This window comes from Streptomyces sp. NPDC047982 (assembly GCF_043204165.1).
Classification (GTDB): domain Bacteria; phylum Actinomycetota; class Actinomycetes; order Streptomycetales; family Streptomycetaceae; genus Streptomyces.
Genome location: NZ_JBIDBS010000010.1, coordinates 129,485 through 143,626, shown reverse-complemented (window position 1 = coordinate 143,626; position 14,142 = coordinate 129,485). Strand labels below are relative to the sequence as shown.

The following is a 14,142-nucleotide window of genomic DNA, read 5'->3' as shown; positions in this document are numbered from 1 at the left end:
AGCACCGCATGAGCGCCGGAACGCGGGCGAAGCAGCGCCTCTTCATCGGCGGCCGGTGGACCGAACCGGACCGCGGCCACTACGAGATCGTGAACCCGGCCACCGAGGAGGTCGTCGGCCTCGCCCCCGAGGCGAGCCGGGAGCAGGTGTACGCGGCGGCGGCCGCCGCCCGTGAGGCGTTGGACGGCTGGTCGCGCACCCGCCCCGAGGAGCGGGCCGCGATCCTGGACCGGGCCGCCGACCTGATGCTGCGCGACCTCCCCGCCCACGCGGCGCTCGCCCAGGCGGAGAGCGGCGCCACGACGGGCACAGCACGGGGCATGCAGGTCGCGGTCGGCGCCGCCCGCTTCCGCCGGTACGCCAGGGGCGCCCTGGAACCGGTCGAGGAGCCGGTCGCGCCGCAGATCAACGAGGCCGGACCGATGGGCCGGGCCGGTGTCTTCGGGGCGCTCGCGGTGCGCCAGCCGGTGGGTGTGGTCACCTGCATCACCTCGTACAACAACCCCTGGGCCAACCCGGCCGGGAAGATCGCACCCGCGCTGGCCATGGGCAACACGGTCGTCGTGAAGCCCGCGCCGCAGGACCCGCTCTCCGTCTACCGGATGACCGAGGCGCTGGAAGCCGCGGGCGTCCCGGCGGGCGTCGTCAACGTCGTCACCGGTTCCGGCCCCGAGGCGGGCGAGGCCGCCGTCGACGCGCCGGACGTCGACATGGTCAGCTTCACCGGCTCCACCGCCGTCGGCCGGCGCATCGGCGAGGTCTGCGGACGCGCCATGAAGCGGCAGTTGATGGAACTGGGCGGGAAGGGGGCCGCCGTCGTGCTGGACGACGCCGACCTCGACTCCGCGGCGGCGGGCATCGGCACCACCTTCTCCTTCTACAGCGGCCAGATCTGCACCGCGCCGACCCGGGTGCTCGTGCAGCGCGGTGTCCACGACGCCCTGCTCGACAGGCTCGCCGCGTACGCGAACCGGCTGATGGTGGGCGATCCGACGGACCGGGGCACGGTCGTCGGCCCGGTCATCTCCGCCGCCCACCGCGACCGCGTCGAGTCGTACGTCGAACTCGGCCGCAAGGAGGGCGCGCGGATCGTCACCGGTGGTGAGCGGCCCTCGGGGCCCGGACTCGGCCGGGGCTTCTACGTGGCCCCCACCCTCCTCGCCGACTGCACCAACGACATGCGCGTCGTCCGCGAGGAGATCTTCGGGCCGGTCGTCGTGGTCGTCCCCTTCGACGACGAGGAGGAGGGCATCGCGCTCGCCAACGACAGCGACTACGGGCTGATCGACTACGTCTGGTCCTCGGACGTGGCCCGGGCCTTCCGGATCGCCCGCCGCTTGCGCGCCGGAGGGGTCGGCGTGAACACGGTCGGACGGAACATGGAAGCCCCGTTCGGAGGGTTCAAGAAGAGCGGGGTGGGCCGCGACGTCGGCTCGTACGCCCTGCACGCGTACAGCGAACTCCAGGCGATCGTCTGGCCCGGCTGAGGCCCCCACACGGCCATGGGTGTCCGTTGGTGTCCGCTGAGCGGACACCAACGGGAAATTTTTGAATGCGCACAAAACGGACAGGGGTGCGGTTCTCGTATGGTGTCGCGAATCAAGTCGACCTTCGTATCGGAAGGAATTTCGCGCGTGCGCCTTTGATTGAGGTCAACTTCGCCTGACTGTAACGAAAAATTCAAGGATTGGGTGACGGAGTCTCATAATCCGGATGTGGAAACCGCAGGGCTTAACGTCCTTTCCATGACACAGCTGGACGTACGGCCGCAGGCCGGAGACACGGTAGGGGAAGCCGCCCCGGCGGACGGCGGTGTGCGCGGCAAGGGCCTGGGCGGGAACTCCGTCGGCCTGATGGGGAGCGCCGTCATCGGCGTCTCCACCGTCGCCCCCGTCTACTGCCTCACCTCGACCCTCGGTTCCACCGCGGGCGAGGTCGGCGTGCAGATGCCCGCCGTCTTCCTGGCCGGTTTCCTGCCGATGCTGCTCGTCGCCTTCGCGTACCGCGAGCTGAACAAGGCGGTGCCGGACTGCGGCACCTCCTTCACCTGGACGGTGAAGGCGTTCGGCCCGCGCGTCGGCTGGATGTGCGGCTGGGGCCTGGTCATCGCGACGATCATCGTCCTGTCCAATCTGGCGGGCGTCGCGACCTCGTACTTCTGGCTCCTCGCGGGCGAGATCACGGGCAACCCCTCGATCGCCGCCCTGGACGACAACAAGCCCGTCCACATCCTCACCTGTCTGACCCTGATCGCGGTCGCCACGGCGATCAGCTACCGGGGCATGACCGCCACCAAGGGCGTCCAGTACACGCTGGTGGGTCTCCAACTCGTCGTTCTCGCGGTGTTTGTGGCAATGGCGCTGCAGAAGGCGGGCAGTGGGGAGTTCGCCACCTCGCTGGACTTCTCCTGGTCCTGGCTGAACCCGTTCGCGGTGGAGTCGTTCGCGACCTTCACGGCGGGGCTGTCGCTGTCGATCTTCATGTTCTGGGGGTGGGACGCCTGTCTGACCGCCAACGAGGAGACCGTCGGCAGCGAGAAGACCCCCGGACGTGCCGCTCTCATCGCGATGGTCGTGCTCGTCGGCTCCTACCTGGCGACGGGTATCGCCGCCCAGATGGCCGTCGGTTCCGGCACCTCCGGCCTGGGCCTGGCCAACCCGGACACCTCCGACAACGTCTTCGCCGCGCTCGCCGGTCCGGTGATGGGCCCCGGCCTCGGGATCCTGCTGTTCGTCGCCGTCCTGGCCTCCGCCGCCGCGAGCCTCCAGACCACCTTCATCCCGGTGGCCCGCACGGTGCTGGCGATGTCCACGTACGAGGCCCTGCCCGCCTCGTACGCCCGCGTCCACCCGCGTTTCCGGACCCCGGGCAAGGCCACGGTCACGGCGGGCGTGGCGACCGGCATCTTCTACGCGGTCATGACCCTGGTGAGCGAGCACGTCCTGGTCGACACGATCTACGCTCTCGGCCTCATGATCTGCTTCTACTACGCGCTGACGGCCTTCGCCTGCGCCTGGTACTTCCGCGCCGAACTGACCCGTTCCTTCCGCGACCTGGCCTTCAAGGGACTGTTCCCCGTCCTCGGCGGCATCCTGCTCAGCGCGGTCTTCTGCAAGACCCTGTACGACATGTGGGACCCGGCGTACGGCTCCGGCTCGTCCGTCTTCGGGGTCGGCTCGGTGTTCGTGATCGGCGTCGGGCTGCTGCTGCTCGGCCTGGTGCTGATGCTGGTGATGCGGCGCCACAGCCCGGCGTTCTTCCGCGGCGAGGTGCTGACGAAGGAGACCCCGGCGTTGGTCATGGCGGACTGAGGGGCCATTTCGGGGGCGGCCCAGATGGGGCGGCCCCATGCGGCGCGCGGCCCCGTCCGGGCCGCCGTCGCGCGGTGCGCTTCACGTGGGGCGCCTCGCGCGGTGCGCTTCACGCGGGGTGTCTCGCGTGGTGCGGCGCCTCGCGACGTGCGCCTCGCGCGGTGCGCTTCACGTGCTGTGCTCGGCGTGCTCGATGACGTCGTCCACGACGTGCTTGTCCAGGGCGGCCCGCACCAGGGCCGCCGCGAGCGCGGCGGTCCCGGGCGTCCCGTGCTCGGGTCCTGCGCCGTGCTCCGCCTCCTCCGCCAGCCGCGCGAGCTCCGCAGGCGAGGTGGGAAGCCCGAGCCTCTCCGCGCCCTGGAGGGCCTTCTCGTCCACGAGGGGGGCCGCCTCCGGCCACACGGCCTGCACCTCGCGCAGGAAGATGTCCGCCCCGGCCGGACCGATGCCCGGGGTCCGGCGCAGTCCGGCCCGCAGGGCGTCCAGGTCCCCGTCGGCCTCCGCGCGCAGCCGCCGCAGGTCGCCGCCGTAGTCGTCGAGCAGGCGCTGCGCACCCTCGCCGAGCTGGGTGGCGGTCCGCTCGTCGTAGCGCCGGTAGCCGCCCTCGCCCAGCGCGTCGACCCGTTCCTGCCAGGTCGCGTCCCGCATCCGGTCCGGGGAACGCAGGCCGTGGGCGAACAGCGCGCGGGCCGCCGCCACCGCCACCGACGCCCGGATGCGGGCGCTGAGCAGATCGCTGAGCACCAGGAGCTGGTAGAGCGGCTGCGGGGTGTTCCGCAGCCGGATGCCGGCCTCGGCCGCGTACGTCGTTCCGTAGCGGTCCAGCAGGGTTGCCACGGTTTCGCGGGCGGTCGTGGTGTCGCGCGAGGTCACGGGGACCCGCCTCCTTCCTCGGCGGCGACCTGCGCCAGGGTGCGTCCGGTACGGGCGGAGCGGGCCAGGTACGGGTCGGGGGCGTCCGGTCCGTCGTGCGTGGCCTGCCCGTCCCTCGCCTTGATCAGCAACCACACCTCCTCGCCCGGCACGTCGTGCCCGCTGCCGCCCTTGAAGCGGGTCAGGGCGAACTCGCCGTGCAGCTTGGTACCGTCGAGCCAGAAAGTTGCGTGCCCGTCTTCCAGAGCCTGCTCGAACGGCACGGGGGTGCCCCATCGGTCGTGGCTGAGCGGGTGGTAGGTGCCCTGGTCCCAGACGATCACCGTGCCACCGCCGTAACGGCCCTTCCTGATGACCCCCTCGAACGTGCGGTACTCCAGAGGGTGATCCTGCGTGGCCACGGCCAGCCGCCGCTCGCGCGGATTCTCCGAGGGGCCGCGCGGCACCGCCCACGACTTGAGCACGCCGCCGACCTCCAGCCGGAAGTCGAAGTGCATGCGCCGCGCCTGGTGGATCTGTACGACGAAACAGGGCGCGGACGCTTCGGGGTCCCGTGCCGCTCCGGAACTCCCGCCGTGGTGGTCCCGGAGCCGCTCGTCGCCCGCGCCGGTCGCGTTCATCCCGAAACCTCCTCCGGAAGCCCCCGGTGCCCCCTCTTCCACTGTGACCCTCCTGGCGGCAGGGCGCACCGGCACTGTGACGCTCCTGGCGGCGGTGCGCACCGCTTGCGAAAAATTAGGGTAGCCACACCTAAATTTCTCTGGAGTGCCCCTCATGGACCACTGGGATCTGGCGGGTGTCGTCCTCGCCTCCGCGCTCGTGCTGGTCGCGCTGTTCACCGCAGTCGTCGTCGGGGCCCTCCTCGCGGCCCGGGACGCCCTGCTCGCGGACTATCCGCCGGCGATCCGGGAGCGGTACGGGAGCCAGAGCGAGCGCGGGAGGCGCGTCACCGCCGCGGCCGGGCTGCTGAACGTGCTGGTGTTCGTCGCGGTGCCCGTGGGCGGCGTGCTCGCGCTGCGCGACCGGGCGGACGGTCCGCTGGGCTTCTGGCCGCCCTTCGCCCTCGGTGCGTTCTGTTTCCTCGCCCTCGTACTCTTCGACCTGCTGGTCCTGGACTGGTGGCTGTTCTGTCTCGTGCAGCCGCGCTTCATGGTGCTGCCCGGCACCGAAGGCATGCCCCAGTACCGCGACTTCGCCTTCCACGTACGCGTCCTCGTCCCCCGGCCGGTGCCGTGGCCGCTGCTCGCGATCCCCGGCTACGGGACGGGCGTGGGAGCGGTCACCTGTCTCGTCGAGGCCATCGCACGCTGAAGGTCGTCCTACGCCGACGACGGCGCCGTCTGCCGACGACGGCGCTCGGTTTCGCGCGAGGTACGGCATACGTTGGGGCCGTCACCGGACCCGACCACGACGGAGGTGTCCTTCCCATGCGGATCGCCACGACCATCTTCCTCACCGATGAGACGATCACACCGCTGCGGCTCGCCCGTGAACTCGAACAGCGCGGGTTCTTCGGGCTCTACCTTCCCGAACACACCCACATCCCGGTGAGCAGGCAGACCCCTGCTCCCATGGGTGGCGAACTCCCGCGCGAGTACGGCCGCACCCTGGACCCCTTCGTCGCCCTCGCCCAGGCCGCGGCGGTCACCGAACGACTCGCCCTCGGCACCGGCATCACGCTCGTCGCCCAGCACGACCCGATCGACCTCGCGAAGCAGGTCGCGACCCTCGACCACCTCTCGGGCGGCCGGTTCACGCAGGGCGTCGGCTACGGCTGGAACGTCGAGGAGGCTGCCGACCACGGGGTGGAGTGGTCGACCCGCCGCGCCCTCACCCATGACCGGCTGGCCCTGATGCGTGCCCTGTGGGCCGACGAACCGACGGCGTACGAGGGCGAGTTCGGCTCGGTGCGGGCCAGCCACGCGCACCCCAAGCCGGCGCAGAAGCCGCGCGGCCCGGTGAACGGCCCCCGCACCCTGTTCGGCGGTGCGGCGGGCCCGAAGCTGTTCGCCCACATCGCCCGACACGCCGACGGCTGGCTCCCGATCGGCGGCCACGGCCTCACCGAGTCCCTGCCGAGGCTGCGCGCCGCTTGGGAGGCGGCCGGCCGCGACCCGAAGCGACTCCACGTGGTCCCGTACGCGGTGGTCCCGAACCGGGGGAAGCTGGCGCACTACGCGGAACTGGGCATCGACGAGGTCGTGCTGCAACTGCCCGCGGCGGGGGAGGCGGAGGTGCTCCGGGCGCTGGACGCGTACGCGGAGTTCCTGTAGCGATCCGTACGGCGGTCCCGGCCGCGCCGCGCCGTGACGCGCCGTGACGTGACGTGGCGCGCCGTGACGTGACGTGGCGCGGCCGGGAGGTGTCCGGCGAACCCTTGTCGGCCGGACGGCGCCGGGCGGCAGCGGGCCCGGCGCGGCCTCGCGTCACAGCATGAGCAGGGCCCGTACGGGGACGGCGGTGCCCGCCAAGGGGGCGTACCGCCATCCGCATCAGCGCGAGGGCGTTGTCGTCCCCCGCGATGCGGTTGACGCTCAGCTCGCCGCAGGACAGGCACTCGTGGATGAGCGCCCATTCCCCGTCCGGGCGGACGGACAGGCTCAGCGCCGCCATCCTGCCGCCGCAGTCCGATGCCCGGTCGTGCGGGGTGCTCCGCCACGAGCCCCCGCCTCGTCGTGAGCCGCCCCCGCCGAGGCCCTGGTCCGGGGTCAGGCTCTCGCTCGTATGCTCGATCCATGACCGATCCCCAGAGCGGACGCCCGACCACCAACGCCATGCGACGCGCACTCAAACGCGCCCGTGACGGCGTCGCCCTCGACGTGACCGAGGCCGCGGTGCTGCTCCAGGCGCGGGGCGACGACCTGACGGATCTCGCCGCGTCGGCGGCCCGGGTGCGCGACGCCGGTCTCGAAGCCGCCGGGCGGCCCGGAGTCATCACGTACTCGCGCAAGGTCTTCATTCCGCTGACCCGACTCTGCCGTGACAGGTGCCACTACTGCACCTTCGTCACCGTTCCCGGCAAGCTCCGGAGCGCCGGCCACGGGATGTTCCTGTCGCCCGACGAGGTGCTGGCCATCGCCCGCGAGGGCGCGGCCCTGGGCTGCAAGGAAGCGTTGTTCACGCTCGGCGACCGGCCCGAGGACCGCTGGCCCGAGGCGCGGGAGTGGCTGGAGGCCGAGGGGTACGACGACACCCTCGCGTACGTACGCGCCATGGCGATCCGGGTCCTGGAGGAGACCGGCCTCCTCCCGCACCTCAACCCCGGCGTGCTGACCTGGACCGACCTCCAGCGCCTCAAGCCCGTCGCCCCCTCCATGGGCATGATGCTGGAGACGACAGCCACCCGCCTGTGGTCCGAGCCGGGCGGCCCGCACCACGGCTCCCCGGACAAGGAGCCCGCCGTACGCCTGCGCGTCCTGGAGGATGCGGGCCGCTCCAACGTCCCGTTCACCACCGGCGTCCTGATCGGCATCGGCGAGACGTACGAGGAACGCGCCGACGCCCTCTTCGAACTCCGCAGGACCGCCCGCGCCTACCACGGCATCCAGGAAGTCATCGTCCAGAACTTCCGCGCCAAGCCGGACACGGCGATGCGCGGCATGCCCGACGCCGAACTGGACGAACTCGCCGCGGCCATCGCCGTCGCCCGGCACATCCTCGGCCCGTCCGCCCGCATCCAGGCCCCGCCCAACCTCGTCGAGGCCGAGTACGCGCTGCTCATCGGCGCGGGCATCGACGACTGGGGCGGCGTCTCCCCGCTCACCCCCGACCACGTCAACCCCGAACGCCCGTGGCCGTACATCGACGAACTCGCCGCCAGGACCGCCGAGTCGGGCTTCACGCTGCGCGAACGCCTCACCATCTACCCGGAGTTCATCCGGCGCGGCGAACCCTGGCTCGACCCCCGCCTCCTCCCGCACGTCCGCGCCCTCGCCGACCCGGAGACGGGGTTGGCGAAGGAGGGCGCGATCCCCTCCGGCCTGCCCTGGCAGGAACCCGACGAGGAGTTCGGCGCCACCGGCCGCACCGACCTGCACCGCACCATCGACACCGACGGCCGCACCGGCGACCGCCGCGCGGACTTCGACGAGGTGTACGGGGACTGGGACGCGCTGCGCGAGGCAGCCGCGCCCGGCATGGTCCCGTCCCGCATCGACACCGACGTACGCCAGGCCCTCGGCCAGGCCGCCGACGACCCGACGAAGCTCACCGACGACCAGGCGCTCGCCCTGCTCCACGCGGACGGCCCGGCACTCGACGAACTGTGCCGGATCGCGGACACGCTGCGCCTGGACGTGGTCGGCGACGACGTCACGTACATCGTCACCAGGAACATCAACTTCACCAATGTCTGCTACACCGGCTGCCGTTTCTGCGCCTTCGCGCAGCGGCGCACCGACGCCGACGCGTTCACCCTCTCCCTGGACCAGGTCGCGGACCGGGCCGCGCAGGCGTGGGACGTCGGCGCCGTCGAGGTCTGCATGCAGGGCGGCATCCACCCCGACCTGCCCGGTACCGCGTACTTCGACATCGCCCGCGCGGTGAAGGAACGCGTCCCCGGCATGCACGTGCACGCCTTCTCCCCGATGGAGGTCGTCAACGGGGCCACCCGCACCGGCATGTCCATCCGCGACTGGCTGCTCGCCGCGAAGGAGGCCGGGCTCGGCTCGATACCCGGCACCGCGGCCGAGATCCTCGACGACGAGGTCCGCTGGGTCCTCACCAAGGGCAAACTGCCCACCGCCACCTGGCTGGAGGTCATCCGCACCGCCCACGAGGCGGGTCTGCGCTCCTCCTCCACCATGATGTACGGGCACGTCGACCAGCCCCGCCACTGGCTGGGCCACCTCAGGACCCTTGCCCGCCTCCAGCAGGAGACGGGCGGCTTCACGGAGTTCGTCACCCTCCCGTTCATCCACACCAACGCCCCGGTCTACCTGGCGGGCATCGCCCGCCCCGGCCCCACCGACCGCGACAACCGGGCCGTCACCGCCATGGCCCGACTGCTGCTCCACCCGTACATCACCAACATCCAGACCAGTTGGGTGAAGCTCGGCACGCAGGGCGCGGCGGAGATGCTGCGCTCGGGTGCCAACGACCTGGGCGGCACGCTGATGGAGGAGACCATCTCCCGTATGGCCGGGTCGAGTTACGGCTCGTACCGGTCGATCCAGGACCTGGTCGCCATCGCCGAACTGGCCGGCCGCCCGGCGAAGCCGCGTACGACGCTGTACGGGGAGGTGCCCGAGGAACGGGTGGCGGCGGCCACCGCGTCCGACGGACACCTCCCGGAACTGCTGCCCGTGCTGCCGGACTGAGCCCTGCGCCGTCGTCCCGGCCCGGAGGCCATCAGGCGGGACGGGCGCCCCGCCGGGCCGAGACGACCGCCCCTCGGCCCTGTCCGCCTCGGGCAGTCCGGTACGACCAGGATCTCGATGTCCGTGGACGGTTCCGTCCAGCAGGCTCTTGCGCTGCTCGCGGAGCGCCAGGGCACGAGCCCGTCACCGAGGCGCCGAAGCGGGCCCTGGGCACCGTGCGCCAGGGCATACCGGGCCCCGCGCTGATCGAGTTGCCGGCCCCCGGCTGTCCGCATGCCTGACCCGCCCGCCCCGTGTGCGCCCGGCGTGGGGGAGAGAGGGGCGGAGCGGCCCATGGAGGAACCCTCGAACGGGCGCGGGGGAACCCGATCTTCTGTCGCTGATCTGGAGCCGTTCGGCGGGGCGGGGTTGTTGTCAGACCTGTGTGCGAGCGTGTGGGTACGGGGCTCGTGCGGAGCCGTTCCGATCGCTGGAGGGGGGCATGGTGACAGCGCAGGGAGAGGGCTGGGACCGTATGGCCTGGGACTGGACGGACCACGACGAGATCCGCCGACTCCTCGACCAGGGCGCCGACCCGGAGGCATGGAGCGGGGGGCGGCCGCTGCACCGTGCGGCGGTATTCGGCTCTCCGGAGGTCGTGGCGGAGCTGGCCCGCCGGGTCGCGGACGTGGACGCGCTGGAGAACGGGGTAACGGCGTTGTGGGAGGCCGTCGTGTCCAGGAAGCCGGACAACGCACGGGCCCTCGCCGCTGCCGGGGCCGATCCGTGGCGGCGGTCGATCGGCGGCTGGTCGCCGGGGCGGCTGAGCCTGGCGGGGCCGACGCCGGGCCTGTTCGCCGTGCCGGCCGGTGAGCGCCTGACCGATGCGGAGCGTGTGGTGGCCGAGGAGGGCCGACGGCTCACCGGGGTACTGGGCAGCCTCGACTACGACGGCACTGGCCTGGCCTGCGTGGCCGGGATCGACGCGGCCGAAGCGGTCCGCCGCCTGGAGGCGGAGCCGGTGCGGGAGGGGGTGACCGACGAGGTGCTGGACGAGCCGTACGCGTACGACATGGACGAGCTCATACAGGTCGTCGGTGTGACGTCCGTGCCGGGCGGTTGCGTCGTGACCCAGCCGTGGGGGTACGCGCCGCAGATGCCGGGCGTGCTGACCCGGCTGTCCGGCGGGACCCTCTGCTACGGCCTGTACGCCAATCCCAAGAGCGGCGATCAGGGCAGCATCGCCCGTGACGGGTCCCTTGTCGCCTGGGACCTGCACCCGGGCGGCGGGGCGATCGAGGGCGACACCTCCGAGGAGGTCCTGGCCTCCTACCTCTATCAGTACGACGCGGTGGCCTTCTCGTGCGCCTTCGCAGGGCTGCGCCTGACCGATGCGCGCGCGGTCACCGGGCCGCCGGATCTGTGGGTCCGCCTGCCACGGCGCGACTACTGGAGCCACTGACACCGGCGGAACCGGCCAGCGGCCACCACCTGCCGTCCACCGGCTGCCGGTCACCACCTGCCGCGCACCGCCACGACGACGGTCTTCCCCGTGAGCGGCATTCGTCCTCCCGGCTCTGGCATATGACCTGACGGAGCGTCAGAGTGGGTCGTCGTGAGGGAGTACGGAAGGGACAGGGGCGCGGAAGGGACGAGAAAGGGAGCTGGCATGAGCGACGAGACGCGCAGCGACACCTACGCCGAACTGGCCGCGCTGGGACCGTACGGAGTCCGCCCCGGCCATGCGCTGATCACCCTGGTCGAGCCGACGGTCGCGGAAACCGGGATCGGACGGGTGGAGTTGGTGGCGCCGTTCATCCCGACCGTGCCCGGTACGGACGCGTACGTCGATCAGCTGCGCTGAGGCCCGGCCCGTGGTTCTGGAACCGGGCGGCCGTCGGGCGGGTCGGGTGGGTGCTGGTGCTGGTGCTGGTGCTGGTGCTGGTGCTGGTGCTGGTGCTGGTGCTGGTGCTTTGCGCCGGGGCGAGGTGCCGCGGTCGGGCGGTGAGCCCTCTCGGCCAGGACGGCGAACGAGTCGAGAGGGCTACCGGCAGCACCGGACCGGGGCTGCGACGCGGGCTCCGGGCGACATCGATCAGGCGTCGACAGCGCCCTTGCCGATGTCACGGACGAAGGCGTTCCATGCGGCGGGGACGAAGTTGATCGAAGGACCTTCGGGCGCCTTCGAATCGCGTACGGCGACGGCCTGCGCGAAAGGCGACCTGATTTCGACGCAGGCGCCGTTGCCCCCGGAATACGAGGACTTCGTCCACTTGTCCGTAGCGCCCTGAAGAATAGCCATGTTCACTCCGCTTCAGATTCAGAGATTCGTGTGGTCGTGCGAAAGGTGCCAACAACGTTTTCGGTCAACGCTTTTTGTTGGCGTGATCGACGCTACTCGGCAACCTCCGGGAGTGAAGGGGGCGTTCACTCGACCTAGTGGTATGTACTAGTCAGGTCTTCCCTTGTGGGGCGACGGCGGTGTATCTTGCCGTCGCCGCCCCGAGGAATCGTCTCATTTCCAGCATCCCACGCTTTTTGGATCGCGGATCACAGGTCGGTGCGCTGAGCATATTCCTTGGCGATCTCGCCGATGAAAATTCGGCTCTGTTCCACATTCATTGACTGCGCCCGCAGGTGTTCGTACATGAAGCTGTACCGCTGTACGTCGTGGGCCTTCTCCAGGTACAGATCGCTGGTGACGCCCTCGATGTAGACGACGCTGGAATCCGCGGCGTCCGGGAATTCCAGAATGGCGTACTGTCCGTTGATGCCGGGGTGGGCGCCCATGTCGAACGGCAGCACCTGCACGGTGACATGCGGCAGGTGTGACAGCTCGACCAGCTGTTCCAACTGCTCGATCATCACCTGCTTGCCGCCGACCATGCGGCGCAGTGCCGACTCGTCGATGACCGCCCACAGCCGCAGCGGCTGCTCGGGCGTGGTGATCCGGTCCTGGCGGCGGGCCCGGACGGTGACTCGCTTCTCGATGTCGCTCGGCGGGGCCTCTGGCAGCGCGCCGTTGATCAGCGCCTCGGCGTAGCCCCGGGTCTGCAAGAGGCCGGGAACCACCTGAGGCTCATACACGCGCAGCGACTCGGCGTCGGTCTCCAGGCCGATGTAGACGCTGTACGGGATGTCGCCGAAGGCGTGCCACCAGCCCTGCTGGCGCGAGTCCTTGGCCATCTGCATGAGTGAGTCGACGATCCGGTGGTCCTCGACCTCGTAGACTCCGCAGAGGTCGCGGACGTCACGCTGGCTGATGGAGCGGCGACCGTTCTCCAGGCGGCTGATCTTCGACTGGGAGACCAGCAGTCGTTCGGCCACCTCCTCGGCCGTCATGCCTTTGAGTTCGCGCAGGCGGCGCAATTCCTGGCCCAACCGGCGTCGCCTGACGGTGGGATTGACGTGGGACGGCACGGAAACAGCACCTCCGGCTATGTAGCTGTACGTCGTAGCTGTGCGTATCTACTGCTGAGCAGATTGCCACCCCCGGCGGGGGGCGCGCTGGGAAATGGGCACAGACGAGTGCGCGGGGCAGCCGTGTTTGACGGCTGCCCCGCGCTCGGTGCGGCTCCCGGACCGGCTCGTGGGGATGACGGTACGGCGGTGTTCGGTTGCTGGTGTTCTCGTGGTGCTGAGGGTGCTGATGGTGCTGGTGGTTCTGGGGTTCGACGTGGTGCCGCGGTATACGGCGCCTTGACGTCGTGCGGTGCTGCGGTGCTGCGGTTGTGCGATGTTGCGGTGGAACGACGTGGTGCGATGTGCGGCGGTGGTGCGGTGCGTGGGCCGGATGCGGCCCTAGCGGGCCGCGGTGTGCGCCATGCGCCCGCGGCGCGACTGCGCTTGCGGTTGCAACGGCATTCCGCCCGTCTGGACGCGACGCGGTTGTGCGACCGCGCCGTTCTGGACGTCCATCACGGCATGCGCCACGAGTCCGCCCATCGGGTCGTGCCTGATCAGGTCCCGGAGCCGGGAGCGCGATGAACGCCCCTCGTTCCCGGGGTACAGGTGCTTGCCCAGTCCGACCGCGTGGGCCAGAGCGGCGAGCGCCGCGGTCCGCGCGTCCGGTGGTACGCCGGTGCGGATCGCGCTGTCCAGCCTGGCTCTGATGTCCCGGCTGATTGCCGTGTTCGTCGCCTGGTAGCGAGTCGTCGGCAGCACTCCGCACATCTGGCCCGCCACGGCATGCACCATGCCGCACCGCTCCAGATGCGCGAGGTAGATCTGACGGAGCCCCAGCCGGGGTCCGCCGATCCAGTGGACCGCCCGGACCGGGCTGCCGCGTCGGCGCAGCAGTTCCAGTGCGGAGTCCAGAGTCGGATCTCCTGTCGGCCGTGGCATCACCACGGCGATACGATCCCCGTCAGGGGCTATCCGTCCTGCCAGAGCCAGCTCCACTAGCTGAGCTCCGGCGAGGCCGAGGTCGAGCGACTGCGGCTGCGCTGTGGTACCCGTGGCCGGGTCCAGAGCGAGCAACAGAAGCTCCTCCGGAATTGTTCTGCGGCTCCTGCCCATCCATGCCTCCCCGCGTGGATGAATGACAGGGTGACGCCTCTCACATTGGTCTGTCGAGAGTGCCTGGGCGCTTTGCATGGGAACCGGTAGGTATGTCGTTCTCGTCTAGCAGCCGAGGCCGGTGGTTCACCCAGGACACTGGT

Annotated in this window: 12 protein-coding genes and 1 pseudogene; 7 read left to right on the top strand and 6 right to left on the bottom strand. The window is 70.9% G+C overall.

What is annotated here, in order from left to right:
* Positions 1 to 8 precede the first annotated feature (8 nt).
* The gene (locus ACGF2V_RS15165) at positions 9 to 1,487 is read left to right on the top strand and encodes an aldehyde dehydrogenase family protein (RefSeq protein ID WP_362706011.1); all 1,479 of its coding nucleotides are present in this window, start codon (positions 9 to 11) and stop codon (positions 1,485 to 1,487) included.
* A 258-nt stretch (positions 1,488 to 1,745) separates the two neighbouring features.
* Positions 1,746 to 3,311, top strand: coding sequence for an APC family permease (locus tag ACGF2V_RS15160; protein ID WP_362621627.1), 1,566 nt, complete (start codon positions 1,746 to 1,748; stop codon positions 3,309 to 3,311).
* A 168-nt stretch (positions 3,312 to 3,479) separates the two neighbouring features.
* Here ACGF2V_RS15160 and ACGF2V_RS15155 read toward each other — a convergent pair whose 3' ends face one another.
* Together ACGF2V_RS15155 and ACGF2V_RS15150 are read right to left on the bottom strand one after the other, a co-directional pair.
* On the bottom strand, positions 3,480 to 4,184 hold the full coding sequence (locus ACGF2V_RS15155; protein WP_362706014.1) for an endonuclease: 705 nt from the start codon (positions 4,182 to 4,184) through the stop codon (positions 3,480 to 3,482).
* The gene (locus ACGF2V_RS15150; protein ID WP_362621624.1) at positions 4,181 to 4,804 is read right to left on the bottom strand and encodes a DNA polymerase ligase N-terminal domain-containing protein; all 624 of its coding nucleotides are present in this window, start codon (positions 4,802 to 4,804) and stop codon (positions 4,181 to 4,183) included. Before ACGF2V_RS15150 ends, ACGF2V_RS15155 begins: the two co-directional genes overlap by 4 nt.
* Positions 4,805 to 4,958: 154 nt before the next feature.
* On the opposite strand from ACGF2V_RS15150, the gene ACGF2V_RS15145 reads away from it, so the two are divergent.
* Positions 4,959 to 5,495, top strand: a complete 537-nt coding sequence (locus ACGF2V_RS15145) for a hypothetical protein (RefSeq protein WP_362706016.1) — start codon at positions 4,959 to 4,961, stop codon at positions 5,493 to 5,495.
* A gap of 116 nt (positions 5,496 to 5,611) precedes the next feature.
* Positions 5,612 to 6,457, top strand: a complete 846-nt coding sequence (locus ACGF2V_RS15140; RefSeq protein ID WP_362706019.1) for an LLM class F420-dependent oxidoreductase — start codon at positions 5,612 to 5,614, stop codon at positions 6,455 to 6,457.
* Positions 6,458 to 6,734: 277 nt separating this feature from the next.
* Here the strand turns inward: ACGF2V_RS15140 and ACGF2V_RS15135 are convergent.
* A pseudogene (locus tag ACGF2V_RS15135) lies at positions 6,735 to 6,797 on the bottom strand (RNHCP domain protein); the annotation flags it as partial.
* Positions 6,798 to 6,919: 122 nt separating this feature from the next.
* Here ACGF2V_RS15135 and ACGF2V_RS15130 point away from each other — a divergent pair.
* The 3 genes from ACGF2V_RS15130 (at position 6,920) to ACGF2V_RS15120 (ending at position 11,345) form a co-directional block, all read left to right on the top strand.
* Positions 6,920 to 9,502, top strand: a complete 2,583-nt coding sequence (locus tag ACGF2V_RS15130; RefSeq protein ID WP_362706022.1) for a bifunctional FO biosynthesis protein CofGH — start codon at positions 6,920 to 6,922, stop codon at positions 9,500 to 9,502.
* Positions 9,503 to 9,983: 481 nt separating this feature from the next.
* Entirely contained in the window at positions 9,984 to 10,943 is a 960-nt protein-coding gene (locus tag ACGF2V_RS15125) for an ankyrin repeat domain-containing protein (RefSeq protein ID WP_362706024.1), read from the top strand.
* A 207-nt stretch (positions 10,944 to 11,150) separates the two neighbouring features.
* On the top strand, positions 11,151 to 11,345 hold the full coding sequence (locus tag ACGF2V_RS15120) for a hypothetical protein (protein WP_362706294.1): 195 nt from the start codon (positions 11,151 to 11,153) through the stop codon (positions 11,343 to 11,345).
* A 231-nt stretch (positions 11,346 to 11,576) separates the two neighbouring features.
* Here ACGF2V_RS15120 and ACGF2V_RS15115 read toward each other — a convergent pair whose 3' ends face one another.
* The 3 genes from ACGF2V_RS15115 to ACGF2V_RS15105 form a co-directional block, all read right to left on the bottom strand.
* Positions 11,577 to 11,783, bottom strand: a complete 207-nt coding sequence (locus tag ACGF2V_RS15115; protein ID WP_362706027.1) for a DUF397 domain-containing protein — start codon at positions 11,781 to 11,783, stop codon at positions 11,577 to 11,579.
* 248 nt (positions 11,784 to 12,031) lie between these two features.
* Positions 12,032 to 12,901, bottom strand: a complete 870-nt coding sequence (locus tag ACGF2V_RS15110; RefSeq protein ID WP_362621616.1) for a helix-turn-helix transcriptional regulator — start codon at positions 12,899 to 12,901, stop codon at positions 12,032 to 12,034.
* Between the two features lie 381 nt (positions 12,902 to 13,282).
* Entirely contained in the window at positions 13,283 to 13,999 is a 717-nt protein-coding gene (locus ACGF2V_RS15105) for a GPP34 family phosphoprotein (RefSeq protein ID WP_362621614.1), read from the bottom strand.
* Positions 14,000 to 14,142 lie beyond the last annotated feature (143 nt).

Coding starts and splice junctions, on each gene's coding strand:
- ACGF2V_RS15145 (WP_362706016.1), top strand. CDS start 4,959: ATGGACCACTGGGATCTGGCGGGTGTCGTCCTCGCCTCCGCGCTCGTG.
- ACGF2V_RS15160 (WP_362621627.1), top strand. CDS start 1,746: ATGACACAGCTGGACGTACGGCCGCAGGCCGGAGACACGGTAGGGGAA.
- ACGF2V_RS15105 (WP_362621614.1), bottom strand. CDS start 13,999: ATGGGCAGGAGCCGCAGAACAATTCCGGAGGAGCTTCTGTTGCTCGCT.
- ACGF2V_RS15115 (WP_362706027.1), bottom strand. CDS start 11,783: ATGGCTATTCTTCAGGGCGCTACGGACAAGTGGACGAAGTCCTCGTAT.
- ACGF2V_RS15125 (WP_362706024.1), top strand. CDS start 9,984: ATGGTGACAGCGCAGGGAGAGGGCTGGGACCGTATGGCCTGGGACTGG.
- ACGF2V_RS15165 (WP_362706011.1), top strand. CDS start 9: ATGAGCGCCGGAACGCGGGCGAAGCAGCGCCTCTTCATCGGCGGCCGG.
- ACGF2V_RS15150 (WP_362621624.1), bottom strand. CDS start 4,804: ATGAACGCGACCGGCGCGGGCGACGAGCGGCTCCGGGACCACCACGGC.
- ACGF2V_RS15130 (WP_362706022.1), top strand. CDS start 6,920: ATGACCGATCCCCAGAGCGGACGCCCGACCACCAACGCCATGCGACGC.
- ACGF2V_RS15120 (WP_362706294.1), top strand. CDS start 11,151: ATGAGCGACGAGACGCGCAGCGACACCTACGCCGAACTGGCCGCGCTG.
- ACGF2V_RS15140 (WP_362706019.1), top strand. CDS start 5,612: ATGCGGATCGCCACGACCATCTTCCTCACCGATGAGACGATCACACCG.